Origin of the sequence: Rhodoferax sp. TS-BS-61-7 (assembly GCF_002943465.1) — a bacterium.
In the GTDB taxonomy this organism is placed as follows: domain Bacteria; phylum Pseudomonadota; class Gammaproteobacteria; order Burkholderiales; family Burkholderiaceae_C; genus Allorhodoferax.
This window is the reverse complement of sequence record NZ_PTQY01000003.1, coordinates 113244-136855: the sequence shown is the minus strand read 5'-3', so window position 1 is coordinate 136855 and position 23612 is coordinate 113244. Positions and strand designations below refer to the sequence as shown.

Annotated in this window: 24 protein-coding genes and 1 tRNA gene; 13 read left to right on the top strand and 12 right to left on the bottom strand. The window is 61.5% G+C overall.

Annotated features, from left to right (window positions below; translation table 11 throughout):
• Positions 1–24: 24 nt before the first annotated feature.
• Together C5F53_RS09330 and C5F53_RS09325 are read left to right on the top strand one after the other, a co-directional pair.
• Positions 25–1470, top strand: coding sequence for a mannose-1-phosphate guanylyltransferase/mannose-6-phosphate isomerase (locus tag C5F53_RS09330; RefSeq protein ID WP_105261112.1), 1446 nt, complete (start codon positions 25–27; stop codon positions 1468–1470).
• Between the two features lie 127 nt (positions 1471–1597).
• Complete coding sequence (locus C5F53_RS09325) at positions 1598–2113, top strand: FxDxF family PEP-CTERM protein (protein WP_105261111.1); 516 nt, start codon at positions 1598–1600, stop codon at positions 2111–2113.
• Between the two features lie 69 nt (positions 2114–2182).
• Here the strand turns inward: C5F53_RS09325 and C5F53_RS09320 are convergent.
• Together C5F53_RS09320 and C5F53_RS09315 are read right to left on the bottom strand one after the other, a co-directional pair.
• A tRNA-Pro gene (locus C5F53_RS09320) sits at positions 2183–2259 on the bottom strand.
• 24 nt (positions 2260–2283) lie between these two features.
• Positions 2284–3213 carry a polyprenyl synthetase family protein gene (locus tag C5F53_RS09315; RefSeq protein ID WP_105261110.1) on the bottom strand — a complete coding sequence of 310 codons (930 nt, stop codon included), beginning with the start codon at positions 3211–3213 and terminating at the stop codon, positions 2284–2286.
• 208 nt (positions 3214–3421) lie between these two features.
• Here C5F53_RS09315 and rplU point away from each other — a divergent pair, with 208 nt between their 5' ends.
• The 4 genes from rplU (at position 3422) to proB (ending at position 6358) form a co-directional block, all read left to right on the top strand.
• On the top strand, positions 3422–3733 hold the full coding sequence (gene rplU, locus C5F53_RS09310) for a 50S ribosomal protein L21 (protein WP_105261109.1): 312 nt from the start codon (positions 3422–3424) through the stop codon (positions 3731–3733).
• 12 nt (positions 3734–3745) lie between these two features.
• Complete coding sequence (rpmA, locus tag C5F53_RS09305) at positions 3746–4003, top strand: 50S ribosomal protein L27 (RefSeq protein WP_105261108.1); 258 nt, start codon at positions 3746–3748, stop codon at positions 4001–4003.
• A 72-nt stretch (positions 4004–4075) separates the two neighbouring features.
• Positions 4076–5167: an Obg family GTPase CgtA gene (gene cgtA / locus C5F53_RS09300; protein ID WP_105261107.1), complete on the top strand. Its 1092-nt coding sequence runs from the start codon at positions 4076–4078 to the stop codon at positions 5165–5167.
• Between the two features lie 54 nt (positions 5168–5221).
• Entirely contained in the window at positions 5222–6358 is a 1137-nt protein-coding gene (gene proB, locus C5F53_RS09295) for a glutamate 5-kinase (protein WP_105261106.1), read from the top strand.
• Positions 6359–6374: 16 nt separating this feature from the next.
• Here proB and C5F53_RS09290 read toward each other — a convergent pair whose 3' ends face one another.
• Both C5F53_RS09290 and C5F53_RS09285 read right to left on the bottom strand, forming a co-directional pair.
• A complete protein-coding gene (locus C5F53_RS09290; protein ID WP_161499913.1) occupies positions 6375–6902 on the bottom strand; it encodes a CNP1-like family protein in 528 nt (175 codons plus the stop codon).
• Positions 6895–7521: an RNA pyrophosphohydrolase gene (locus tag C5F53_RS09285; RefSeq protein ID WP_105261104.1), complete on the bottom strand. Its 627-nt coding sequence runs from the start codon at positions 7519–7521 to the stop codon at positions 6895–6897. The genes C5F53_RS09290 and C5F53_RS09285 overlap by 8 nt, the downstream gene beginning before the upstream one ends.
• A gap of 91 nt (positions 7522–7612) precedes the next feature.
• Between C5F53_RS09285 and C5F53_RS09280 the strand changes: the two genes are divergently transcribed.
• Both C5F53_RS09280 and C5F53_RS09275 read left to right on the top strand, forming a co-directional pair.
• Entirely contained in the window at positions 7613–9355 is a 1743-nt protein-coding gene (locus C5F53_RS09280) for a proline--tRNA ligase (protein WP_105261103.1), read from the top strand.
• Complete coding sequence (locus tag C5F53_RS09275; RefSeq protein ID WP_105261102.1) at positions 9352–9996, top strand: lytic transglycosylase domain-containing protein; 645 nt, start codon at positions 9352–9354, stop codon at positions 9994–9996. The genes C5F53_RS09280 and C5F53_RS09275 overlap by 4 nt, the downstream gene beginning before the upstream one ends.
• On the opposite strand, the gene C5F53_RS09270 is transcribed toward C5F53_RS09275, so the two are convergent.
• Together C5F53_RS09270 and grxD are read right to left on the bottom strand one after the other, a co-directional pair.
• Positions 9993–11885, bottom strand: a complete 1893-nt coding sequence (locus C5F53_RS09270) for a bifunctional diguanylate cyclase/phosphodiesterase (protein ID WP_105261101.1) — start codon at positions 11883–11885, stop codon at positions 9993–9995. The genes C5F53_RS09275 and C5F53_RS09270 overlap by 4 nt on opposite strands.
• A gap of 75 nt (positions 11886–11960) precedes the next feature.
• Positions 11961–12287 carry a Grx4 family monothiol glutaredoxin gene (gene grxD / locus C5F53_RS09265; RefSeq protein WP_105261100.1) on the bottom strand — a complete coding sequence of 109 codons (327 nt, stop codon included), beginning with the start codon at positions 12285–12287 and terminating at the stop codon, positions 11961–11963.
• A 113-nt stretch (positions 12288–12400) separates the two neighbouring features.
• Here grxD and C5F53_RS09260 point away from each other — a divergent pair, with 113 nt between their 5' ends.
• Positions 12401–12877, top strand: a complete 477-nt coding sequence (locus C5F53_RS09260; protein ID WP_105261099.1) for a peptidylprolyl isomerase — start codon at positions 12401–12403, stop codon at positions 12875–12877.
• 166 nt (positions 12878–13043) lie between these two features.
• A complete protein-coding gene (gene leuA / locus C5F53_RS09255; protein WP_105261098.1) occupies positions 13044–14777 on the top strand; it encodes a 2-isopropylmalate synthase in 1734 nt (577 codons plus the stop codon).
• 24 nt (positions 14778–14801) lie between these two features.
• On the opposite strand, the gene C5F53_RS09250 is transcribed toward leuA, so the two are convergent.
• From C5F53_RS09250 to prmC, 3 genes are all read right to left on the bottom strand, one after another.
• On the bottom strand, positions 14802–15632 hold the full coding sequence (locus tag C5F53_RS09250) for an ABC transporter substrate-binding protein (protein ID WP_105261097.1): 831 nt from the start codon (positions 15630–15632) through the stop codon (positions 14802–14804).
• Positions 15633–15727: 95 nt separating this feature from the next.
• Entirely contained in the window at positions 15728–16069 is a 342-nt protein-coding gene (locus tag C5F53_RS09245) for a zinc ribbon domain-containing protein YjdM (RefSeq protein ID WP_105261096.1), read from the bottom strand.
• Between the two features lie 59 nt (positions 16070–16128).
• A complete protein-coding gene (gene prmC, locus C5F53_RS09240; protein WP_105261095.1) occupies positions 16129–16944 on the bottom strand; it encodes a peptide chain release factor N(5)-glutamine methyltransferase in 816 nt (271 codons plus the stop codon).
• A 196-nt stretch (positions 16945–17140) separates the two neighbouring features.
• Here prmC and C5F53_RS09235 point away from each other — a divergent pair, with 196 nt between their 5' ends.
• Complete coding sequence (locus C5F53_RS09235) at positions 17141–19108, top strand: methyl-accepting chemotaxis protein (RefSeq protein ID WP_105261094.1); 1968 nt, start codon at positions 17141–17143, stop codon at positions 19106–19108.
• A 187-nt stretch (positions 19109–19295) separates the two neighbouring features.
• On the opposite strand, the gene prfA is transcribed toward C5F53_RS09235, so the two are convergent.
• Positions 19296–20405, bottom strand: a complete 1110-nt coding sequence (gene prfA, locus C5F53_RS09230) for a peptide chain release factor 1 (protein ID WP_105261093.1) — start codon at positions 20403–20405, stop codon at positions 19296–19298.
• Between the two features lie 71 nt (positions 20406–20476).
• Positions 20477–21736 (bottom strand): glutamyl-tRNA reductase, encoded by a 1260-nt coding sequence (gene hemA / locus C5F53_RS09225; RefSeq protein ID WP_105261092.1) that lies wholly within the window; start codon positions 21734–21736, stop codon positions 20477–20479.
• Positions 21737–21812: 76 nt separating this feature from the next.
• Between hemA and C5F53_RS09220 the strand changes: the two genes are divergently transcribed.
• Together C5F53_RS09220 and C5F53_RS09215 are read left to right on the top strand one after the other, a co-directional pair.
• Positions 21813–22082 carry a hypothetical protein gene (locus C5F53_RS09220; protein WP_105261091.1) on the top strand — a complete coding sequence of 90 codons (270 nt, stop codon included), beginning with the start codon at positions 21813–21815 and terminating at the stop codon, positions 22080–22082.
• 25 nt (positions 22083–22107) lie between these two features.
• Complete coding sequence (locus C5F53_RS09215) at positions 22108–22770, top strand: HAD family phosphatase (RefSeq protein WP_105261090.1); 663 nt, start codon at positions 22108–22110, stop codon at positions 22768–22770.
• Positions 22771–22830: 60 nt separating this feature from the next.
• On the opposite strand, the gene ugpQ is transcribed toward C5F53_RS09215, so the two are convergent.
• Positions 22831–23610, bottom strand: coding sequence for a glycerophosphodiester phosphodiesterase (gene ugpQ, locus C5F53_RS09210; protein WP_105261089.1), 780 nt, complete (start codon positions 23608–23610; stop codon positions 22831–22833).
• Positions 23611–23612: the final 2 nt, after the last annotated feature.

Here is a 23612-nt window from a genome sequence, read left to right as displayed (position 1 = left end):
AGTTTTTAAATTTCAGGATTACCTATGTTGATTCAACCAGTGGTGTTGTCGGGCGGCTCTGGCACGCGTTTGTGGCCCTTGTCGCGTGAAAAATATCCCAAGCAACTTTTGCCGCTGATTGGTGAAGATTCGTTGCTGCAGGCCACGGTGCGCCGCGTGGAGGGCATTGCCGGCTTAGAGGTGGCCGCGCCGCTGGTGGTGTGCAACGAGGAATACCGTTTTGTGATTGCAGAGCAGTTGCGGGTGATGGGCAAGCCGGGCACGGTGGTGTTGGAGCCTTTGGGGCGAAATACGGCTCCAGCCCTTACCCTTGCTGCGCAAGCAGCTATCAAAAACGGAGCAGATCCGGTGTTGTTGGTGATGCCGGCCGACCATGTGATTGTGAACACCCAGGCCTTTCAGGCGGTGGTGCGACAAGGCGCCACGCTGGCCGCAGCGGGGGCGGTGGTGACCTTTGGCATTACGCCCGATGCACCCGAGACGGGTTATGGCTACATCCAGTCTGGCGATGCGTTTGGTGCAGATGGTGCCAAGCGCATTGCCCGGTTTGTGGAGAAGCCCGATCTGGCTACGGCCCAAGCCTATTTGGACGAGGGCACGTATTCCTGGAACAGTGGTTTGTTCATGATGCGCGCCTCGGTGTGGCTGGCGGCGCTGGAGGTGTGCCGTCCCGATATTGCGGCGGCGTGCCAGATGGCCTGGGCGCAGGGGCGCGAGGATGGTGAGTTTGTGCGTGTGGGCAAAGAGGCGTTCAGCCAGTGTCCCAGCGACTCGATTGACTATGCGGTGATGGAGCGCATTGCGGTGGGCCATGCCCAGGCTGCAGCGTTGCCGGTGGGGGTGGTGATTCCACTGTCGGCAGGCTGGTCAGACGTGGGCGCTTGGGAGGCCTTGTGGAATGTGCTGCCCAAGGATGCAGAGGGCAATGTGGCACAGGGCGATGTGCTGATGCAGGACAGCCGCAATACCTTGGCGCTGTCTGAGGGGCGCCTGATTGCATGCGTGGGGGTGGACGATCTGATTGTGGTGGAGACCGCCGACGCGATTTTGGTGGCGCACAAGAACAAGACCCAGGATGTGAAGAAGATTGTGGATCGCCTGAAGCAGGCTGGGCGCAGCGAGGGACAGACCCACCGCAAGGTGTTTCGCCCCTGGGGCTGGTACGACAGTGTGGACAGTGGCGAGCGGTTTCAGGTCAAACGGATTGTGGTCAAACCTGGGGCGGCGCTGTCGCTGCAGATGCACCACCACCGTGCGGAGCACTGGATTGTGGTGAGCGGTACCGCCAAAGTTACGGTGGGGGACAAGACCCTGCTGCTGTCAGAGAACGAGTCGACCTACATCCCTCTAGGTACCACACACCGGCTGGAAAACCCCGGCAAGTTGGCGCTGGAGATGATCGAGGTGCAGTCGGGCAGTTACCTGGGCGAAGACGATATTGTGCGTTTTGAAGACGTGTACGGGCGTTAACCTGCTCTATTTGGCGTGCTAGTCCGATCAGGCTATAGACCTGAGCCACTGTTCCATCGAGACTCCGTTTGCCTCGCTGGGCTCTGGGGTCCACGGGCGGTTTCTCCAATACACAACAGGGATAATTATGCAAATCAATAAAACTTTGGTGGCGAGCCTCGTGGCCGCTGCTCTCTCGGTGGGCATTGCGCATGCCGACACCCGTAGCGTCGGAACCATAGGTTCCACCACGCAGGTGTTCACTCATGCTGCTGGCAGCTTTGAAGACACCATCAATTTCTCAATCGCTAGTGCCTCCACGCTCAGCGGCACGGCCAGTAATCTGGTTTTGTCTTTTGGCAACTTCAGCGTACTCAATATTTCCAATTTGATGGTCAACGTTTGGAATAACAGCCATGCAGCCGGAAATGTTTGGTACGGTTCGTTTGCTGGCAACACCCAAACGTACACCTTTAACCTGCCTGCCGCAGGCAACTACCATGTAGACATCACCGGCATCGCCAATGGCGCTTCCGGCGGTACCTACGGTATTGCTCTGAGCGCAGCCCCCGTACCCGAGCCAGAAACCTTCGCCATGCTGTTGGCTGGCCTGGGCTTGGTGGGGACGATTGCTCGCCGCCGCAAGACTGCACAAACTGCCTAATACGCTGTTTGCATAAAGCAAAAGGGCTTGTCGAAAGACAAGCCCTTTTTGTTTGTATGGACCCAATGGTGGTCGGGGTGAGAGGATTTGAACCTCCGATCTCTTCGTCCCGAACGAAGCGCCTTACCGGGCTAGGCCACACCCCGATGCGTGTGATTTGGCCGCAAAAATCAGTGATTTCGCGCTAGCAACTGCGTCGCCAATTGTACCAAGCAGTCGGTGTGCGGGCCGGCCGGCAGCCGCTCCGCTGCAGCAATGGCGCGTTGTGCTTCTGCGTGTGCGGCTGCTTGCGCCACATCTAGCGCGCCGGTCTTTCTGACGATGGCAATCACTTGGTCCAGCATGCCGACTTCACCGGTTTCAATGGCGGTTTGGATGGTTAGGCGTTCGGCTTCGGTGCCGCGTTGCATGGCCGCAATGAGTGGCAGGGTGGTTTTGCCTTCACGCAGGTCATCGCCCAGGTTTTTGCCCATTACCGCGGCGTCGCCGGTGTAGTCCAGTACATCGTCAATCACCTGGAAAGCGGTGCCCAGCGCTTGGCCGTATTCGGCGCAGGCTTCTTCCTGGGCTGCCGTGGCATGGGACAGGATGGCGCCTACGCGCGCGCTGGCCTCGAACAGCTTGGCGGTTTTGGAGCGGATGACTTGCAGGTAGCCGGCTTCGTCCAGTGCGGCGTTGTGCATATTCATGAGTTGCAGCACTTCGCCTTCGGCGATCACGTTGGTGGCATCAGCCAGCACTTGCATGATGCGCATGCTTTGGGCTTCGACCATCATCTGGAAAGCGCGGGAATACAAGAAGTCGCCCACCAAGACACTGGCGGGGTTGCCAAACTTGGCATTGGCAGTGGCATGGCCGCGGCGCAAGGCGGAGTCGTCCACCACATCGTCGTGCAGCAGGGTGGCGGTGTGGATGAACTCCACCACCGCAGCGAGGTTGTAGCGCTGGTCGCCTTGGTAGCCCAGTGCACCACAGCACAGCAGCAGCAATACAGGCCGCAGCCGCTTGCCACCTGCAGAGATGATGTACTGAGAAACGCTGCCGACCAATGGAACACCTGAGTCCAACCTCTGGGTGATGACCTTGTCAACGTGGCGCATGTCGTTTTCGACGATGGAAAGACCCGTCGAAGAGCCGGAAGTAGTGACTTGCAAGGCGATAAACCGGTTTGTTATGGCCTGATTATAGGGAGTCGCTTGGCGTGTCCGAGCCCGCTTTGGCGGCGCATTTGGCAGATTCCGCATTAAATGTTATACTGCCGGGCTCTGCGAAAATTCATTTGCAGATTTCCTAGTCGAAGAGGTCAACATGTACGCGGTCATAAAAACCGGTGGCAAGCAATATCGCGTTGCTGCTGGCGAAAAAATTAAAGTAGAACAGATTGCTGCGGACGTAGGCCAAGAGATCGTGATCGACCAGGTTCTGGCAGTCGGAAACGGCGCAGAACTGAAGGTTGGCACACCCTTGGTGTCCGGCGCAACAGTTACTGTCACGGTAGTGGCACACGGCAAGCACGACAAAGTCACCATTTTTAAAATGCGTCGTCGCAAGCACTATCAGAAACGTCAAGGACATCGCCAGCAGTTCACCGAACTGCAAATCGGCGCGATTTCTGCATAAGGGGCACAGGTCATGGCACAGAAAAAAGGCGGCGGCTCTACGCGAAACGGGCGCGATTCCAAGCCCAAGATGCTCGGTGTGAAGGCTTTCGGCGGTGAGTTGATCAGCGCTGGCTCCATCATCGTGCGCCAACGTGGTACCAAGTTCCACCCCGGCAATAACGTCGGTATTGGCGTGGATCACACTTTGTTTGCACTGGTAGACGGCCACGTGTCGTTCGCAGTCAAGGGTGCGATGAACAAGCACACCGTGAGCGTGACCGCAGCGTAATCTGCCCATGCTCCCCCGAGAAACCCTGCGCCCTTTGCGCGGGGTTTTTCATTTCTAACCTCGGTACATGCCATGAAGTTTGTTGACGAAGCCTACATTGATATCTCCGCGGGAGACGGTGGCGCGGGCTGCGTCTCCTTCCGGCACGAGAAGTACAAAGAATTCGGTGGCCCCAACGGGGGCGACGGTGGCCGTGGTGGCCACGTGTTTGCCGTAGCCGACATCAACCTGAACACGCTGGTGGACTACCGATTTGCGCGTCGCTACGACGCCAAGCGCGGCGAGCACGGCATGGGCTCTGACATGTTTGGTGCTGCCGGCGATGACATCACCCTCAAGATGCCGGTGGGGACCATCATCACGGATGCCGAAACCGGCGAGGTGTTGTTTGAGCTGCTGACCCCGGGTGAGGTCATCACCATTGCCAAGGGCGGTGATGGTGGTTTTGGTAATATGCGTTTCAAGAGCGCCATCAACCGTGCACCGCGCCAGAAAACACCAGGCTGGCCTGGTGAGAAGCGCAACCTCAAACTGGAGTTGAAGGTGCTGGCCGATGTGGGGCTGCTGGGCATGCCCAACGCGGGCAAGTCCACTTTCATTTCCGCCGTTTCCAACGCACGCCCTCGCATCGCGGACTACCCGTTTACGACTTTGCACCCCAACCTGGGTGTGGTGCGGGTGGGGCCGGAGCAGAGTTTTGTGGTGGCCGACTTGCCAGGCCTGATTGAAGGCGCGGCCGAAGGCGCCGGGCTGGGTCACCAGTTCCTGCGCCATTTGCAGCGTACCCGTTTGCTGCTGCATGTGGTGGACATGGCCCCGTTTGACGAAGGCGTGGACACCGTCGCGCAGGCCAAGGCCATCGTCAACGAACTCAAAAAGTACGACGAAAACCTGTACAAGAAGCCGCGCTGGCTGGTCTTGAACAAGCTGGACATGGTGCCAGGCGATGAGCGCCCCGCCTTGATCAAGGACTTCGTGAAACGTTACAAGTTCAAGGGCCCGGTGTTTGAGATCTCGGCGTTGACCCGTGAAGGTTGTGAGCCGCTGATCAAAGAGATCTACAAACACGTCAAGGCCCAGCAGCTGGCCGAGCAACCGCATGTGGAAGTGGACCCCCGCTTCCTGTCGGGTGCGGTCGATTCCAGCGATACGCCTTCGTATTAAACGCTATTGATTTAATAGCTGCTTGCGCAGTGGATACAAGGGCTACAGGCCAAAATGATTCAAAAATTCAGCTCCCCTGTATTGCGCGATGCGCGGCGTGTGGTGGTCAAGGTGGGGTCCAGTCTGGTCACCAACGAAGGCCGTGGGCTGGATGAGCAAGCGATTGGCGAGTGGTGCCGGCAGCTGGCTCACCTGATTCGTGATGGCCGCGAGGTCATCATGGTCTCCAGCGGTGCGATTGCCGAAGGCATGAAGCGCCTGGGCTGGTCGGTTCGGCCCAAGGAAGTGCACGAGCTGCAAGCTGCCGCTGCGGTGGGGCAAATGGGCTTGGCCCAGATGTACGAGACCAAGCTGCGCGCCAATGGCCTGGGCAGCGCCCAGGTGCTGCTGACGCATGCTGACTTGGCCGACCGCGAGCGCTACCTCAATGCGCGCTCGACCTTGTTGACGCTGCTGAAGCTGGGCGTGGTTCCCGTGATCAACGAAAACGACACGGTGGTCAATGACGAAATCAAGTTTGGTGACAATGACACCCTGGGTGCGTTGGTGGCCAATCTGGTGGAAGCTGACGCGCTGGTGATCTTGACTGACCAGAAAGGCCTGTACACCGCCGACCCACGCAAGGACCCTGCGGCCGAGTTTGTGCACGAAGCCAAGGCGGGTGACCTGGCGCTGGAGCTGATGGCCGGGGGCGCAGGGTCCAGCATTGGCCGGGGCGGCATGTTGACCAAAATTCTGGCGGCCAAACGTGCCGCGGGCTCGGGCGCGTCTACGGTGATTGCCTGGGGCCGTGAGGCCGATGCGCTTGTGCGCCTCACGCAGGGCGAGGCGATTGGAACTTTGTTGATTGCCCAGACCCAGAAAAACCAGGCCCGCAAGCAGTGGATGGCCGACCATTTGCAGATGCGCGGCGCGGTGGTGGTGGACGCGGGCGCCGCTGCCAAGGTGCGCGACGAAGGAAAAAGCCTGCTGCCCATCGGCATGGTGATGGTGGAGGGCGACTTCTCGCGTGGTGACGTGATTGCCGTGCGCGATGAGGCCGGGCAGGAGATCGCCCGGGGGCTGGCCAACTATTCCAGCTCGGAGGCGCGGCTGATCTGCCGCAAACCGTCTAGTGAATTTGAGCGCTTGCTGGGCTACGCCGCGGAGCCCGAAATGCTGCACCGGGACAACCTGGTGCTGACCCGCTGACCCGCTGCTCTGCGCGTCAGTCGAAGCTGGGTTTGGTGCTTCTTGGGTTTTTCTGGGTTTGCAAGGCCCGAAGAATATCTTCCAGCCGGTTGGCCACACGCACATCACACGCGGCCAATCGTGCAAACACAAAAGCGTGTTTGGAGGGCTGGTTGCCATTCACATCGCGCCATGGTGGCTCGACAGCGACAGTCCATTCGCCGGAGTTGCCGGCGCGCGCATAAGTCTTGACTTGGTCACTGGCGCAGCGAATGCCTTCGTATACCGCATTGACGGTTCCCGTTGCATTGCTCATCACCGCGACATAACGCACCACACCGTCCAGGCCGACCTTCACCGTCGTTGGGTCAATGCCTACGCGAACCGAGATGTAGTTGGGCATGTCCAGCGGCAAGACCTGGGTTTTGGAGAATGCTGGTGGAGGTGGCTCTTTCTCCTCCGCCCAGTCCAGGTTATCCAATCCGTTGCCGACCTGTCCCCAGGCCAACTGGGCGGCGCAGCAGGCCAGTGCTGCCGCCATTGATTTGTATGCCAACTTAGTCATGGTGCGGTGTTTGGTTGGTGCCTGGGTCGGGCTCAAACGACGCGCCCGGCGGCAATTCGATATGCGCACCCATGGCAGGTCCATCAGAGAGGTGTTCGGTACCGTGTGGACGGTGGTTATGGCGCAAAAAACGGTTGCGCGGCTCATGCCGTGGCAGGTAGCGCGCCAGTTCGGTCAGCGCCATTTCATAGACGCCGCGTTTGAATTCAACGACGGCATCCAGCGGCACCCAGTAGTCATTCCAGCGCCAGGCATCGAACTCCGGATGGTCGGTGGCGCGCAGGTTCAAATCCCAGTCGTGCCCCACCAATTGGAGCAAAAACCAGATCTGTTTTTGGCCCTTGTAGTGACCGCGTGCGTCACGTCGGATGTACCGGTCTGGCACCTCGTAGCGCAACCAGTCTCGGGTACGGGCAACGATGCTCACGTGCTCCGGCTGGAGCCCCACTTCCTCGTGCAATTCGCGGAACATGGCCTGCTCGGGAGTTTCGCCCCGGTCAATGCCGCCCTGCGGAAACTGCCACGAATGGGTACGTATGCGTTTGCCCCAAAATACCTGATTTTTCTGGTTGAGCAGGACGATGCCGACATTGGGCCGAAATCCGTCCCGGTCAAGCATAATCAAACCCCAATTTTTAAACTTCGTTCATTATGCACAGCGAAAGCGGTGCATCAAGCGCAGAACGCCCCCGTCGTCAGCGAGTTCCCCCATGAAAGCCTCCCAATTCCTTATCTCCACCCTCAAAGACGCGCCTGCGGATGCTGAGGTGGTCAGCCACAAACTCATGATGCGCGCGGGCATGATCAAGAAGCTGGGCGCTGGTATTTACAACTACATGCCCATGGGGCTGCGCGTCATCCGCAAAGTGGAAGCTATCGTGCGCGAGGAAATGAACCGCGCCGGCGCCGTGGAGCTGACCATGCCCGTGGTGCAGCCGGCCGAGCTGTGGCAGGAAACTGGCCGCTTTGACAAGATGGGCCCCGAGCTGCTGCGTATCAAGGACCGGCATGACCGCGACTTCGTCATCCAGCCCACCAGCGAAGAGGTGGTGACCGACATCGCGCGCCAGGAAATCAAGAGCTACAAACAGCTGCCCAAAAACCTGTACCAGATCCAGACGAAGTTCCGCGACGAACGCCGTCCCCGCTTCGGCCTGATGCGCGGGCGCGAATTCATCATGAAGGACGCCTACAGCTTCGACCGCGACCAAGACGCGGCCAAAGCCAGCTACCAGGTCATGGCCAGCGCCTATCGCAAGATCTTTGACCGCTTTGGCCTGCGCTACCGCGCGGTGGCCGCCGACAGTGGCGCCATTGGTGGCGATCTGTCCGAAGAGTTCCAGGTGATTGCCGCGACGGGCGAAGACGCCATCGTCTACTGCCCGGACAGTGAATATGCGGCCAATATGGAGAAGGCAGAGGCTTTGGCGCCCACAGCCCCCAGAGCTGCTGCGCAAGCTGCTATGGAAAAAGTAGCAACGCCGGGCAAGAGTACCTGTGAAGACGTGGCCGTCTATTTGAATCTGCCGCTGGAGCAGTCGCTCAAATCGCTGGTGGTTGCCACGGATGTGCGCGACGACAAGGGCGTGGTGGTGAAGTCCCAGGTCTGGCTGCTGCTGATTCGCGGCGACCGCAGCATGAACGAAGTCAAGGTTGGCAAGCTCCCCGGCTTGGCAGACTTCCGCTTTGCCACACTCGCCGAAATTGACGAGCACTTTGGTTGCGAGCCAGGCTATCTCGGCCCCGTCGGCTTGAAGAAGCCACTCAAAGTGATTGCCGACCGCGAAGTGGCGCTGATGGCGGACATGGTTTGCGGCGCCAATGAGGTGGACTACCACTTGAGCGGCGTGAACTGGGGACGTGACCTGCCTGAGCCCGATCTGGTGGCCGACCTGCGCAATGTGGTGGCGGGCGATGCCTCGCCCGACGGCAAGGGCGTGTTGGCGATTGAGCGCGGTATCGAAGTGGGCCATGTGTTCTACCTGGGCACCAAGTACAGCAAGGCCATGAACGCCACCTTCCTGGGGGAGAACGGCAAGCCCCAGTTCATGGAAATGGGCTGCTACGGCATTGGCATTACGCGCTTGCCGGCGGCAGCGATTGAACAGAACCATGACGACAAGGGCATCATCTGGCCTGACGCGTTGGCGCCCTTCACCGTGGTGCTGTGCCCCATCAGCCCCGACCGGTTTGCTGACGTGAAAGCTGCGGCCGATACGTTGTATGCCGAGTTGCTGGCGGCTGGTGTGGACGTGATCCTGGACGACCGCAACGAGCGCCCCGGTGCCATGTTTGCCGACTGGGAACTCATCGGCGTGCCGCATCGCGTGACGATTGGTGACCGTGCGCTCAAAGAAGGTGTGGTGGAGTACCAGCACCGCCGTGACACGGAAGCCACCAAGGTGCCCGTGGCGGAGATTGCGGGCTTGCTGCTGTCACGCCTGAAGGCATGAGTCTTCCGCCCGAAGCCAACACGCAGATCAATAGGCGAAATGGCCTGCAGCGCTTGCTGTTGGCGTGTGGTGCGCTATCGTTTGCAGAGCAGGCGCGGGCTGGTGGGCAGATTGAAGAGCCGCTGGTGGACTCGGTGCGTACCGCACTGTCCTCGGCTATCCAGAACGCTGCGCCACCCGTCCCCGAGTTTGCCGATACGGAGTCACGCCTGAAGTACCTGCGCTGGCTGGGGGCGATGAGCGAGCGCCTGAAAAAGAAGAAACCCGACTGGGAAACCCGCAAAGAGTTTTTGCAGACCGTTTGGTACGAGAGCAAGCGTGCCGGGCTGGACGTCTCCCTGGTCATGGGCCTGATCCAGGTGGAAAGTAACTTTCGCAAGTTTGCGGTGAGCCGTGTGGGGGCGCGGGGTTACATGCAGGTCATGCCCTTCTGGACGCGGGTACTCGGCGATGGGGACGCGGGCAAGCTTTTTCACATGCAAACCAACCTGCGGTTTGGCTGTGTCATCTTGCGCCATTACCTGGAGCGTGAGCGGGGCGACATGTTCATGGCCTTGGGGCGCTACAACGGCTCGCGTGGCAAGGCACCGTACCCCAGCGCTGTGATGGGTGCCAAGCGCAACTGGGACTGGGCGGTTTAGGGAGCCTCAGGCGTGGCCAATTGGGCGCGCCAGAAGGCTTCGAACTGGGCGGCGGGCATGGGTTTGGCAAACCAGTAACCCTGGGCCTGGTCGCAGTCCATGCGCTGCAGCGCGTCACGTGTCTCTACGTTTTCCACACCCTCGGCCGTCACCGTCAGGTTCAGGCTCTTGGCCAGATGGATGATGGCGCTGACCATGGCGACATCCTTCTCGCCGTTGAGCAAGCGGCGCACAAAGGACTGGTCGATCTTGAGTTTGTCGACCGCAAAGCGTTGCAAATAAGACAGGTTGGAGTAACCCGTGCCAAAGTCGTCGATGGACAGGCGGATGCCCATGGCCTTGATACGTTGCAGGGTTTGCATGAATTTGTCGGTGTCCTGGATCAGCGTGGACTCGGTCATTTCGAGCTCCAGCTGCGTGGGGTCCAGCCCGGATTGCTGCAGCGCATGTTCAATCACGGCCTCCACATCGCCCCGCCTGAACTGCACGGCCGACAGGTTGACCGCCACCATGAGCGCTGGTGCACCGGCCTGGCGCCAGGCCTGCATTTGCCTGCAGGCGTCTTGCAGCACCCACTGTCCGATGTCCACAATCAGCCCTGACTTTTCGGCCGCGGGGATGAACAGACCGGGCGATACCAGTCCCAGCTTGGGGTTTTGCCAGCGCACCAAGGCCTCGGCGCCCACCAAGCGGTTGTTGCCCAGGTCAAAGACCGGCTGGTAGTGCAACACCAGTTCGTTTTGTGCCAGCGCCTGGCGCAGGCTGGAAATCAGATGCAGGTTTTCGCGGATGCTGGTGTTGATCTCTTCGTCAAAAAAGCGGTAGGCATTGCGCCCTGATTCCTTGGCCTGGTACATGGCCAAATCCGCGTGGCGGAGTAATTCCTCGAAGGTGGCACCATCTTTGGGGTGCACCGCAATGCCGATGGAGCAGGTGGCCAGGATTTCGAGCCCGCGCAGGTGGAAAGGGGCCTGCATGCGCTGCAGCACCTGGGCCGCCACCTGGGCAATGCCCTGGGTGTCGCTGATGTCGGTCACACCGATCAGAAATTCATCGCCCCCTTGCCGGCACACGATGTCAGCGTGGCGCACGGCGTCGCGTAGGCGCAGGGCGACTTGTTTGAGAAACTCATCGCCGGCCGAGTGGCCCACCGAGTCATTCACATCCTTGAAGTTGTCCAGGTCCACAAACAGCAAGGCCACCAGCTGCTGGTGGCGCGTGCTGCTGGCAATGGCCTGCTCCACCAGCTCGCTGCCCAACACGCGGTTGGGCAGGTGGGTGAGGGCATCGTGCTGGGCCAGGTGGGTGAGGTTTTTTTCGGACTCCCGGAAGCGTGCAATCTGCACACGCAGCCCCATCAGCGCTTTTTGCATGTCATAGGCCAGGAACCAGACCAGCATTCCGTTCACCACCAGGATCGTGACGCTGTCGGTGAGCCGGTCTACGTCGGTGCCCGGCGTGGTGGCTCCGCGCCAGCCGTTCAGCGTGCCCAGCCCCACACCCACCACACACAGCACCATGGCTGCCAGTAGCCACCAGAACTGTTTGGGCTTGAGGAGCTGACCCGCAGCGATCAGGATGACGGGGTAACCCAACAAGGACGAGTCGCGCAGACCATCGCTGCGCCACATGATGCCGAAAAGGGCCAGTGTGGCCGAGCCCAGAATGAGGATGGAGGCGGCCTCGTACCGGCCGCGGTGGTTGAGCCACTGGCTGGGCAGCATCAAGGCTGCGGTGGTGCCCAGAATCAAGACCACGTCCCAGCGCTGCTGAAAGCCGTATTGCACGGCAGTGCCCATAAAGGCAACGAACAATAGCGCCGCAAACTGGAACAGACGCCGGCTGCGCAAGGCGTCGTCGAGTGCGTCAGTGGCGCTGTGGTCTGGCACGGTAGGGGTCCCTGGGGCTCCAGTGTGTGTGGTGGCGCCCCGGTTCGTGTGCCGGGACCTGCGCCGGCGCGAGAATTAGGCGGGGCTCTTGCCCAATGTCTGTGCCAGTTCGCCCGACTCGTACATTTCCATCATGATGTCTGAGCCGCCGATGAATTCGCCCTTGATGTAGAGCTGGGGAATGGTGGGCCAGCTGCTGTATTCCTTGATGCCCTGGCGGATGCCGTCGTCTTCCAACACGTTCACGGTTTTCACAGTCTTGGTGTCTACACCGCAGGCCTTGAGGATCTGGATGGCACGGCCCGAAAAACCGCACTGGGGAAAGCTGGCGGTGCCCTTCATGAACAGCAGGATTTCGTTGGATTTCACCAGGTCGTCAATGCGTTGTTGTGCGTCGCTCATGTTTCTGCTTCCAAGTAGATAGATACCCTAATTATTTCACCTTCCCCCGCCCTTGTGCGCGGGGCTGGCGCCATGGCGGGCGGTGGGCAGGGCTTTTTCGGATAATGGGGGCCATGAACATCACCAAAAACACCGCAGTCACACTGCAATTCAAAGTCTCCGACACCACCGGCAAGCTGCTGGACCAAAGCCAGGAGCCCATTTCTTACTTGCATGGCGGTTATGGCAACACCTTCCCCAAGATTGAGGAAGCGCTGGAAGGCCAGGGCGTCGGTTTTGCCACCACGGTAGAGCTGGCCCCGGCCGATGCCTTTGGTGAGTACAACGAAGCGCTGCTGCAAACCATACCAAAAACCCAGTTCCCCCCGGGTGTGAAGGTGGGCGGCCAGCTCGAAGGCCGTGCCGAAGACGGCAACACCATCGTCTTCACCGTGACCAAGATCAAGGGCCCTGTGGTGCACCTGGACGGCAACCACCCCCACGCTGGCAAGACCCTGCGTTTTGCCGTGAAGGTGCTGGAAGTACGTGCTGCCAGCGACGAAGAGATCGCCCACGGCCACGTGCATGGTGCCCACGGCCACCACCACTGATTGCAAGGTTTTCTGACCATGAAATGAAAAATTGCTGAGAATTATTATTCGAAGCAATTTTTGGTCTTTGTTTTGGGGTTGGAGCGGCATTCCGCAATCGCCTGCTCCTGTGCACGGCCTACGATAGAGCTATCTGTTCGTAGTGCCTGCTCCAGGAGTTCTTGCCGTGTTGTCCAACCCCGCCACCAAATACCGCGCTTTCCCCGCCATTGATCTGCCCAACCGGCAGTGGCCCACGCGCTCCATCACCCAGCCGCCGATTTGGATGAGCACCGACCTGCGGGACGGCAACCAATCCCTGTTTGAGCCCATGAATGCGGAGCGCAAGATGCGCATGTTCCGCACGCTGCTGCAAGTGGGGTTCAAGGAAATCGAGGTCGGTTTCCCCAGCGCCTCACAAACCGACTTTGACTTTGTGCGTGAGTTGATCGTGGGTGGCCACGTGCCGGATGGCGTGACCATCGAAGTGTTGACCCAATCCCGCGAGCATTTGATCCGCCGCACCATCGAGTCCCTCCAAGGCGCCCGCCGCGCCATCGTGCACGTGTACAACGCCACGGCCCCTGTCTTCCGTGATGTGGTGTTTGGCATGAGCAAGCCCGAGGTGAAGGAGCTGGCCGTGTCCTCGGTGCGCCTCATCAAAGAGATCACCGCCACCATGCCCGAAACCGAGTGGGTGTTGCAGTACAGCCCCGAGGTCTTCACCAGCACCGAACTGGAGTTTGCCTGCGAAGTGTGTGACGCGGTGACCGCCGAGTGGGGCGCTACGCCCACCAACAAGGTCATCCTCAACCTGCCGGCCACCGTCGAAGTGTCCACCCCCAATATCTATGCCGATCAGATTGAGTGGATGCACACCCACCTCGCACGCCGCGACAGCGTCATCCTCAGCCTGCACCCGCACAACGACCGCGGCACGGGTGTGGCCGCTGCAGAGCTGGGCATGATGGCCGGCGCCGACCGCGTGGAAGGTTGCCTGTTTGGCAACGGCGAACGCACCGGCAATGTGGACCTCGTGACTCTTGCGCTGAACCTGTACACCCAGGGCGTGAGCCCCGGCCTCGATTTTTCGGACATCAACGCCATTGCCCGCACCGTCGAGCATTGCAACCAGTTGCCCATCCACCCGCGCCACCCCTATGTGGGTGACTTGGTGTTCACCGCGTTCAGTGGCTCCCACCAAGACGCCATTAAGAAAGGTTTTGCCGCCCAAAAGGTAGCCGGCCCGGATGCGATGTGGAATGTGCCCTACATGCCGATTGACCCGGCCGATGTGGGCCGCAGCTACGACTCGGTGATTCGCGTCAACAGCCAGAGTGGCAAGGGCGGTGTGGCCTACCTGATGGAAGCAGAGTTTGGTGTGGTCATGCCGCGCCGCTTGCAGGTGGAATTTTCTGGCGAGGTGCAAAGTTACACCGACGCCCACGGCGGTGAAATGACGGCACAGAGCATCTGGAACCTGTTTGACGCCACCTACCTGAATGCGGCAACGCCCACGGTGCGTTACATGGAACACCATCTGTTTGAGCACCCCGGCCAGCCCGGAAAGGCCCATGTGCAGGGCATCCGTATCGGGGTGGAGGTGAATGGCCAGCCCATGCTGCTCAGCGGTGAAGGCAATGGCCCGATTGACGCCGCAGTGCACGCGCTGCAAACCATTGGTGTCAAGGTGCAGGTGCGCAGCTACGAAGAACGCAGCACCCGTGCCAGCACCGACGGTGGCGACGCCCAGGCCTGTGCCTTCCTGGAGCTGGTGTCGGGCAGTGGTGGTGCCGAGCGGTTTGGCGTGGGCATGGATACCAACATCGTCACGGCCTCGGTCAAGGCCTTGGTGAGTGGTGTGAACCGGCTGGGGCTGGACGCCGCGGTGCCCGCACAGGCGGCGCACAAGGCGGCCTGAGGGCCCCGGGGGCTGGGAGGCGGGTTAAGGCCCCGCCTGCTGGCGCCAGCGCTGGATATTGGTTTCCACCAGCTGCTTCATCACCTGGTCTTTGGTGAGTTTGTTGAGCGCCTTGGCAATACGCCCACGCAGCTCTCCGGTGTTGCAGGGCGACAGGTGGGACAGCGTGAGGTGCAGTCCCTCGTTGCTTACGGCCACGGCAGAGGTTTTTAGCTCGGTGTAGCCGAGCTTGGCGGCCAAAGCCCGCCCGGGGTCTTCCTCGTACACGATGTACTGGGCGCGGCCCACCCCCAACATGCGAAAGGCCTGCTCCAGCTGGGACACCTCGTCAATCTGCAGGAACTCTTTGGCGTAGCGGTCAAACCCTTCGCCAAAGCTGTTGTTGAGTACGGTCAGGCCTTTGCGGCCTTTGAGGTCGCTCCAGGCCTTGTAGGGGAAGGTGTTCTTGGCCGGCGTCCAGATCACCGTGCGGGTGCTGCGGAACGCCGGGTAGAAGTAATCCATGTAGTCCAGCCGTGGCAGCGTGAAGAAGGCACCGGCAATCAGGTCCACACGACCGCTTTTGGCCTGCTCTTGCACGCGGGCCCAGGAGCCCAGGTACTTCACCTCGATGGGCAGGCCAATCTCCTTGGAGAGCAGCTGCATCAGATCGGCATTGGCGCCTATCAGTCGGGTGTCATCGCTCGGGTCGCGCCACAGGTAGGGGGAATATTCGGGGTTGCCCGTGGCCACCAGGGCCTTGCAGGGCACGGTTTGTGCGGCGGCTTGGCCGGTGCACAGGCATAGCCATGCAAGCGCCCAGAGGCTGCGCCAGCCTCGGGCGGAAGCCTGTCCCACCGGTTGTGTCGTTTGCATGGCCTGTCACGGAAAGCGTGCCATATGGCCATTGCAGTCTAGCGGCAAGCTTTTGCCGCTGTAAACACCTAAATCGTTACGGTGTCGTTTTGTGTCTAGGCTTTCTTCAGGAAGCAGGCCTTGAGCATGAAGCTGCCGCCGTCCATCTTGCAGTCGACCTCGTGGTCACCACCGACCAGGCGGATGCTTTTAACCTTGGTACCTTGCTTGAGCACGGTGGAGCTGCCCTTGACCTTGAGGTCCTTGATCAGCACCACAGCATCGCCATCTTGCAGCGGCTGGCCATTGGAGTCTTTCACCACCGCGCTGTCATCGTCGTCGGCCTGGGCTGCGGCTTGGGGCCATTCAAAACCGCAGTCGGCGCAGACAAAGTTGCTGCCGTCAGGGTAGGTGTTTTCCAAAGTGCATTGGGGGCAGGCTGGTGCGGTTTGTGGCATGGGTAGGGATAGTGTGTTTGCTATTAAATTAGGAGCTTCTTGCGCAATAGATACGGGGTCTAGGGCCATATTCCACCACTACAGCGGGCAATGTCGGCCAGATCGTGGCGGTGTTGTACCTGGGCAAAACCGGCCTGCTGCAGCAGGGCACACACCGCCGGGGCCTGGTCGTGGCCGTGCTCCAGCAGCAACCAGCCACCGCTGCGCAGCCGTTCACGGGCCTGCACAACGATGGTGCGGATGTCGTCCAACCCGTCGGCCCCGGCGGTCAGGGCCTGGCGGGGTTCGTGGCGCAGCGCGGGCAGGTGTTCGTCGTCTTCGCGGATGTACGGCGGGTTGGACACGATGGCATCCAGAGGCCCGGTGATACCCGAGAGCCAGGAGCCCTGGTGGAAAGCCACCTGCAGTTGCAGACGCTCTGCATTGCCCTGGGCCACGGCCAGCGCACCGGGGCTGTAGTCCACCGCCTGCACCTGCAGGCTGGGGCAGCTGTGTTTCAGCGCCAGGGCAATGGCACCGCTGCCGGTGCCCAGGTCCACCACGCGGGCGCCGGGCTGGCGCTGAAGCACCTCTAGCGCCCAGTCCACCAGGGTTTCGGTGTCGGGGCGTGGCACCAGCACCCGGGCGTCCACCTGCAAGTCCAGGCCATAAAACTCCTTGTGGCCCGTGATGTAGGCCACCGGTTCGCCGGCCAGCCGGCGTTGCAGGGCCTGGTCCAGCCACTGCTGCGCTTGGGCAGGCACAGGCGCGTCGCTGTGCAGCAGCAGCCAGGCGCGGTCGTGCAGCGGGCGGCCCAGCGCGTGCAGCAGCAGCATCTGGGCATCCAGGCGGTCCAGGCCGTGTGTCAGAAAAGTATCAAGGGTGTGGGAGAGCATGGCAAAGAGGTGCTATCAGGTTTGTAGCGCAGGGCGCACCATTTGCGTGCGATGAGGGGAATGGGGGCACACGCAGCCGTTTTGCCCAGCACACACGGCACAGATGCGCTACGATGAACTCGCGAATAAAAGTACAAACAATCGCAGCACGTGGTGGTAGGTGAGGCGCCGGGACTGAACCTAAGGAATCAAGCATATGAGCCCCACATTGTCCTCCGAAGCCCGACCCGCCAGCCGCCTGCGCCCGGCCTTGTCGCTGAGTGCCAAGATCGGTCTGGCCGCCACAGGGCTGGTGGTGCTCAGCCTGGCCATCACGTCGATGGTGATTGGTTTCAAAAGCAGCACGGCGGCCGAAGACGCCACCATGGACCTGGCCCGTACCTCGGCGCGCGAAGCCGCTGGTGCCCTGCAAACCCGCATTCGCTCCAACCTGGCCAATGTCACGGCGCTGGCCGGTGCCATGGCCACCACCAAGGCGGCCAACCTGCCGCTGCAGCGGGAGCAGATCAACGAGATGGTCAAGTCCACGCTGGGCAGCGCCGAGGACTTCATTGGCGCTGCCGTGACCTGGGAACCCAACGCGCTGGACGGCAAGGACGCCGACTACGCTGGCAAAAAGCCGGAATACGACGACAGCGGCCGCTTCATGCCCTACTGGACCCGCAAGGCCGGGGGTGGCTTCCATGTGGACCCGATTGTGTTTGACCCCAAAACACCGGGTGCCAATGACTGGTACGACGTGCCCAAGAAGTCGGGCAAGGTCAACTTCACCGAGCCCTATCTCTACCCCATTGAAGGCAAGGACGTGCTCATGGCCACGCTGGCCGCCCCCATCCTGATCCAGGGCAAGTTCGAGGGGCTGGCCAGTGCCGACTTCACGCTCACCCAGCTGGGCAAAATTTTGACCGACCTGAAGGTGATGGACGGGGGCTCCTTGGCCTTGTTGTCCAACGGCGGCCTGTACGCCTCCCACCCCGAGGCCGAGCGCATCAACAAAAAGGCCGAGGACGTGCCGACCGACGGCTTGGCCGCCATTCAGGCGGGCAAGGCCTTTGAGTACCAGGATGCACAAGGCGTGTTGCACCTGCTGCAGCCGGTGACCATCCACCCCGACACGCTGCCCTGGAGCGTGCGCCTCAGTTTCCCGCGAAGTGTGGCCACGGCCTCGTCGCGGCAGCTGACGGCCTATGCGCTGGTGGTTGCGGTGGTGTGTGCGCTGGCCACGGCCCTGATTCTGGTGGCGGTTTTGTCGCGCCTCATGCGCCCCCTGCGCGCACTGAGCCAGGCCATGGTCAACCTGTCCAGTGGTGAGGCCGACCTGCGCACCAAACTGGATGTGCGTGGCAACGACGAGCTGGCCGCCATTGGTTCGGGATTCAACCAGTTTGTGGGCAAGATCCACGGCGTGTTGACCCAGGTGCGCGGCAGTGCCGATGGCGTGGCCAATGCCAGTGCCGAGATTGCCCAGGGCAACAACGACCTGTCGGCACGTACCGAGCACCAGGCCAGCGCGCTGGAAGAAACCGCGGCCAGTATGGAAGAACTGAACTCCACCGTGCAGCAAAACGCCGAAAACGCCCGCCAAGCCAACCAACTGGCCATGAGTGCGTCCACCGTGGCGGTGCAAGGTGGTGAAGTCGTTGGCCAGGTGGTGGAAACCATGAAAGGCATCAACGAAGCCAGCCGCAAGATCAGCGACATCATCAGCGTGATCGACGGCATCGCGTTTCAGACCAACATCCTGGCGCTGAACGCGGCGGTGGAGGCCGCAAGGGCCGGCGAGCAGGGCCGCGGTTTTGCGGTGGTGGCCTCCGAGGTGCGCAGCCTGGCCGGCCGTTCTGCAGAAGCTGCCAAGGAAATCAAGTCTCTGATCAGTACCAGCGTGGCACGTGTAGAGCAGGGCACGGCCCTGGTCGACAAGGCGGGCGAAACCATGACCCAGGTGGTCAGCAGCATCCGCCGGGTGACGGACATCATGGGCGAGATCAGCGCCGCCAGCAACGAGCAAAGCGCGGGTGTGGCCCAAGTAGGCGAGGCGGTCACGCAGATGGACCAGGCCACGCAGCAAAACGCTGCGCTGGTGGAAGAAATGGCCGCTGCGGCCAGCAGCCTGAAGAGCCAGGCCAATGAACTGGTGCAGGTGGTGGGCGTCTTCAAGCTCTGATCCGCCGCGCTTCCCCGTGCACCGCCCCGCAGGCACCTGTGGGGCATTTTTGTTGGAGCGCTGGGAGTCTGGGCGGCAGAGCGTTTTGCTCCGTGTCCCCCGCCCGCTGCGCGGGCTCCTCCTTTACCTGCGCAAAACGCTCTGCCGCCCAGACTCCCGGATTTTGCGAAGCTACGCTGCCCTCACCCTAATTCAGGTTGTTTTCCAGCGCCGCCAGTTGTTGCGCCGCCTCGTAGGCCTGCAACGCTTCCACCACGTCGTCCATGTCACCTTCCATGATGTTGAGCAACTTGTACAACGTCAGGTTGATGCGGTGGTCCGTCAGACGGCCCTGCGGAAAGTTGTAGGTGCGGATGCGGTCGCTGCGGTCCCCGCTGCCCACCAGGCTCTTGCGCTCAGCGGCATCTTTGGCGGCGCGCTCGCTGCGGTCTTTTTCGTGGATACGGGCGGTCAACACCTTCAGGGCCTGGGCCTTGTTGCTGTGCTGGCTGCGGCCGTCCTGGCACTCGGCTACGATGCCTGTGGGCAGGTGGGTGATACGCACCGCGGAGTCGGTTTTGTTGATGTGCTGGCCACCCGCGCCGCTGGCGCGGTAGGTGTCGATGCGCAGGTCCGAAGGGTTGATCTTGATGGCCTCGGCCTCGTCCTGCTCGGCCAACACGGCGATGGTGCAGGCGCTGGTGTGGATGCGGCCTTGCGTTTCGGTAGCCGGTACGCGCTGCACGCGGTGGCCGCCCGATTCAAACTTCAGCATGCCGTAGGCGCCGCAGGATCCGGCACTGGTGTTTGTGCTGCCTTCGATGCGCAACACCACTTCTTTGTAGCCGCCCAGCTCGCTTTCCGACGCGCTCATGATCTCGGTGCGCAGGCCCTTGGCATCGCAGTAGCGGGTGTACATGCGAGCCAGGTCGGCCGCAAACAGGGCGGACTCGTCACCCCCGGTACCGGCGCGGATTTCCACAAACGCGGGGCGCGCATCGTCCGGGTCTTTGGGCAGCAGCATGCGCTGCAGCTCGGTTTCCAGTTGCGCCAGTTCGGTCGTGGCACTGGTGATCTCTTCCTCGGCCATTTCCGCCATGTCGGGGTCAGATTGCATCTCTTGCGCGCTGGCCAGGTCGCTTTCGCGTTGCTGGTAGCGGCTCCAGCGGCCGGCCACGGCGGCCACGTCGGTGTGCTCGCGCGAGAGTTTGAGGAACTGCTCCATGTCTTTCATGATGTCTTCGCGGGACAGCAGAAATTCCAGCTCTCCCTGGCGGTCGGCGTAGCGGGCAAGTTGTTGGCGCAAAAAGGGTTTCATAACAATACTCAGACGGACATTGGGGAGAGCCCTTTGCGCTGCAAAGGGCAGTGCTGCGCAGGGCAGCGTCGCTAACGGCTGTTGCGCAAGAAAAAGTGCTGGATGGCGCTGCTGGCGCGTTCGCGCGCAGTCGCATCACCGGCATGCAGCTCGGCCATGGCGCCGTGCAGCATTTTTTGGGTGAGTCCCTTGGACAGGGCTTCGAGCACCGTATCCATGTCTTCCCCCTTGGCCAGCAGCTTGCGGGCACGGGTCAACTCGGCCAGGCGCCATTCATCGGCCTGGGCATTGAGCTGTTGGATCAGCGGCACGGCGCTGCGCTGGTCCACCCAGTGCATAAAACTTTGCACACCGGCGTCCACAATCGCTTCGGCCTGGGCCACGGCGGCCTGGCGGCTGGCCTGGGCGGTTTGCACCACGCTGGCCAGGTCGTCCACGGTGTACAGGTACACATCGCCCAGAGCTTTGACTTCTTGTTCGATATCGCGCGGCACGGCCAGGTCCACCATGAACATGGGGCGGTGTTTGCGTTTCTTGAGCGCACGCTCCACTGCACCCAAGCCAATGATGGGCAGCGTGCTGGCGGTGCAGCTCACCACGGCGTCAAACTCGTGCAGGCGATCGGGCAGATCGGCCAGGCGCATCACCTCGCCACCAAAACGGCTGGCCAGCTTCTCGCCGCGCTCCAGTGTGCGGTTGGCAATGGCAATGGTTTTCGGGTTTTTGGCCGCAAAGTGCGTGGCGCACAGCTCAATCATTTCGCCGGCCCCCACAAACAGCACCTTCACCTGGGCCAAGTCCTCAAACAGGTTGCCCGCCAGGCGCACCGCGGCGGCGGCCATGCTGATGCTGTGGGCGCCAATTTCGGTGGAGGTGCGTACCTCTTTGGCCACGGCAAACGAGCGCTGGAACATCTGCGAAAGCGTGGTTCCCAGAGCACCCGCTTCGTCGGCCGCGCGTACGGCGTCTTTGAGCTGGCCCAAAATTTGCGGTTCGCCCAGCACCATGGAGTCCAGCCCGCTGGCCACACGGAAGGCGTGGCGCGCGGCATGGCCGTCTTGCAGGCGGTAGGTGTGGGCGCGCAGTTCGTTGGGCGTCACGCCGCCGCTTTGTGCCAGCCAGGCCAGCGTGTGGTCCAGCGCGGCCTCGTCGCCCGCGCAGTAGATTTCGGTGCGGTTGCAGGTGGAGACAATGGCCGCTTCGGGTGGGCGCGCCATGCTCTGGCGCAGGCCGTGGAGCTGCGGGGCAATCTGGTCGGTGGCGAACGCAAACCGGCCCCGCATGTCCAGCGGAGCGGTGGTGTGGTTGATGCCTAATGCCCAGACTGCCATATGTTTAGACCCCGATTATAAAATCGAGACCCTACTGACCACCTGACGGGCCTGCTTTGGCCTTGCGCCACACCCTATGGGCCCTTTGGACCTGCTGAATCACCTGCTGAACTTTGTGGCCCCCGCCCTGGCGCTGGGGGCTGCATTGGCCTATCTGGCGCCTGTTTTTATGAAGAATAAGGCTCTAGCCCGTACCGGTACTGCGCAAGCAGCTATCAATTGTGTAGTGGGTGCGCTGGCCCTGCTGGCCGGGCTGGTGTTCTTTGGCCGTGACGGCAAGATGCTCAGCTACGCCGCACTGGTGCTGGCCACGGCCAGCAGCCAGTGGTGGGCCATGCGCCGCTAAACCCCGATTCACCAAAGTTTGACCTATGTCAATCCGTTTTCACGCTGTTCTTTTTGACCACGATGGCACCCTGGTGGATTCCGAGGGCCAGCACCTGGCCTTGTGGAACCAGGTGCTGGCACCCTACGACTTGGCGCTGACGCAGGCCCAATACAAAGATTTTTATGCCGGTGTGCCCACCGATGCCAATGCCGTGGACCTGGTCGAGCGTTTTGGCGTGAAAGAGGCCCCCACGGTGCTGGCCCGCCTGAAGAACGAAAGTGCCCAGGCCTATTTGCAGGTCAACGCCTTTCCGCTCATGCCTGGTGTGCGCGAATCCATGGCCCAACTGCAAGCCGCGCATCTGCGTATGGGGGTGGTAACCGGTGCGCGTGCCTACGCCATCCACGCCACGCTGCGCTCGCATAACCTGGCTGCCGCGTTTGAGACGGTGGTGTCGGCCGACGATGTGGTGCACAGCAAACCCGCACCCGACTGCTACCTGCTGGCGCTGCAGCGCATGGGCCTGCAAGCGCAGAACGTGGTGGCGTTCGAGGACACCGAACACGGTGTGGCCGCTGCCGTCGCCGCAGGTTTGGCCTGTGTGGCCATCCCCACCGAGATGTCGGCTAGCCACGACTTCAGCGCCGCCACGGTGACCCTGCCCAGCATGTTGGATGCGGTGCGCTGGGTGTTGGCCCAAAGATAGTATTAAATCGGGCTCTAGCCCGCTTAGAGTATGCGTGAGCAGCTATTGTTTATATAGCACTTAGACCGGGCTGAACAAGTCCACGCGGTCGGTGATGATGCCGTCGGTGCCCAGATCGATGAGGCGCTGCGCGGCCCAGTCGTCGTTCACTGTGTAGCTCAGCGTGCGAAAGCCCGCACTTTGGGCCTGGGTCACGGTGCTGCGGTCCCACAGTGCGTGGTTGCACACAATCGCTTGGCAGCCCAAGCCCAGCGCGGTTTCCAGCCAGCCCTTCCACAGTGTGTCCAGCAGCAGGCCGCGCGGCAGCTCGTGCTGTGTGGCCTGTGCGCCTTCCAGTGCCTCGGGGTCAAAGGACGTGAGCAGGGGGGGCACGGCCTGGCCCGCCCACAGGCGCGCGACGTGCTGGGCCACCACCTCGCCCGTATGGCGCTCGGTGCCAGGCGTGGGCTTGATCTCAATATTTAAAAAGTAGCCATTGCGGATGCAGTAGGCGGCCACCGCGTCCAGCGTGGGCAGGGTTTCGCCCGCATAGGCACGGCTGTGCCAGCTGCCGGCGTCCAGTTGCGAGAGTGCGCCCCAGGTATGGTCACCACCCACAGCGCTCTGGCCTTGGCCCAGCTTCGCACGCGCATTGGTGGTGCGCTGCAAGGTGGCGTCGTGCATCAAAAACGGCACGCCATCGCTGCTCAGCTTCACATCACACTCGAACATGCTGTAGCCGTGGCTGGCACCCAGACGGAAGGCGGCCAACGTGTTCTCCGGCGCCAGCTTGCCGGCACCGCGGTGGGCCACCCAGCGCGGGTAGGGCCAGTGAGGAAGGTCAGCGGGAGTGGGAGCCATTT